General features: G+C 69.3%; 1 protein-coding gene. It reads right to left on the bottom strand.

Annotation, left to right across the window (positions count from 1 at the left end):
• Positions 1 to 1,677, bottom strand: a 1,677-nt coding sequence (locus tag DEIPI_RS40365) for an isopeptide-forming domain-containing fimbrial protein (RefSeq protein WP_281173239.1), incomplete at its 3' end; no start/stop codon positions are given.

Raw genomic sequence — 1,677 nt, 5'->3', positions numbered from 1 at the left:
CGGCATCGTCATGGTCGTCTGCGACCCGCTCGTCCCGTACGTGGGCGTGACGGCCGCGCCCGCGAGCGTCACGCCCGTCACGCTCGACTGGGTCACCCCGACGGGGAGCGTGTCCAGGACGCTCACGCTCTGCGCGGCGCTGGGGCCGTTGTTCGTCACGGTGACCGTGTACGTGAGCGCGTCACCCGCGTAGACGGTGCCCGAGGGGCTGGTGAGCGTCTTGACGATGCTCAGGTCCGCCTTGGCGGCGACGGTGGTCGAAACGCTGCTGCTGTTGTTGGCGCTCACGAGGTCCGCCGTGGCCGACGACACGCTCGCGGTGTTGGTGATGCTGCCGCCCGCGACGGGCGCGGTGATCACGACGGTGTAGACGAGGTTGTTCGCGCTGCCCGTCGCGAGGCTCGACACGCCCGGCATCGTCATGACGGTCTGACCGCCCGCGTTCGTCGAGTACGTGGGCGTGATCGTGGTCGTGCCGAGCTTCACGCTCACCACGTTCACCTGCGTGGCGCCCGCCGGGAGCGTGTCCGTCACGAGGACGGTCTGCGCGGTGCTGGGCCCCGCGTTTGACGCCGTGAGGGTGTAGGTGAGCTGGTCACCGGCGTAGATCGTTCCGGAGGTGGGGCTGGTGAGCACCTTCGTCACGCTCAGGTCCGCCTTCGCGGCGACGGTGGTCGAAACGCTGCTGCTGTTGTTGGTGGTGACGAGGTCCGCCGTGGCCGACGACGCGCTCGCGGTGTTGGTGATGCTGCCGCCCGCGCTCGGAGCGGTGATCACGACGGTGTACGTCAGGCTGGCGCCGCTGTTGAGCGTGGTCACCGTCGGCATCGTCAGGGTCGTCTGCGACCCGCTCGTCCCGTATACCGGCGTGACGGGCGCGCCCGAGAGCGTCACGCTCGCCTGGGTCACGCCCACGGGCAGCGTGTCCAGGACGCTCACGCTCTGTGCGGCGCTGGGGCCGTTGTTGCTGACCGTGACCGTGTAGGTGAGCTGGTCACCCGCGTAGATCGTCGCTGAGGTGGGGCTGGTCAGCACCTTCGTCACGCTCAGGTCGGCCCTCGGGGTGATGGTGGTGCCCACGCTGCTCGTGTTGGGCGTGGTGGGATCGAACGTCGTGGTCGTCGCGCTCGCGGTGTTGGTGATGCTGCCGCCCGCAGCGGGCGCGGTCACGGTGATGGTGTACACCAGGCTCGCACCGCTGTTGAGCGTGGTCACCGTCGGCATCGTCATGGTCGTCTGCGACCCGCTCGTCCCGTACACCGGCGTGACGGCCACGCCGCCCAGCGTCACGCTCCCCTGCGCTATTCCCACGGGCAGGGTGTCCGTGACGCTCACGCTCTGCGCGGCGCTGGGGCCGTTGTTCGTCACGGTGACCGTGTACGTGAGCGCGTTACCCGCGTAGACGGTGCCCGAGGGGTTCGTGAGCGTCTTGACGACACTCAGGTCGGCCTTGGGGGTGATGGTGGTGCCCACGCTGCTCGTGTTGTTGCCGCTCACGAGGTCCGCCGTGGCCGACGACACGCTCGCGGTGTTGGTGACGGAGGTGGAGGCGTTCACGCTCGGCGCGGTCACCGTGACGGTGTACGTCAGGCTGGCGCCGCTGTTGAGCGTGGTCACCGTCGGCATCGTCATGGTCGTCTGCGACCCGCTCGTCCCGTACGTGGGCGTGACGGCCAC

Source organism: Deinococcus pimensis DSM 21231 (assembly GCF_000519345.1).
GTDB lineage: Bacteria > Deinococcota > Deinococci > Deinococcales > Deinococcaceae > Deinococcus_A > Deinococcus_A pimensis.
This window is presented reverse-complemented; position numbering and strand designations above follow the sequence as displayed.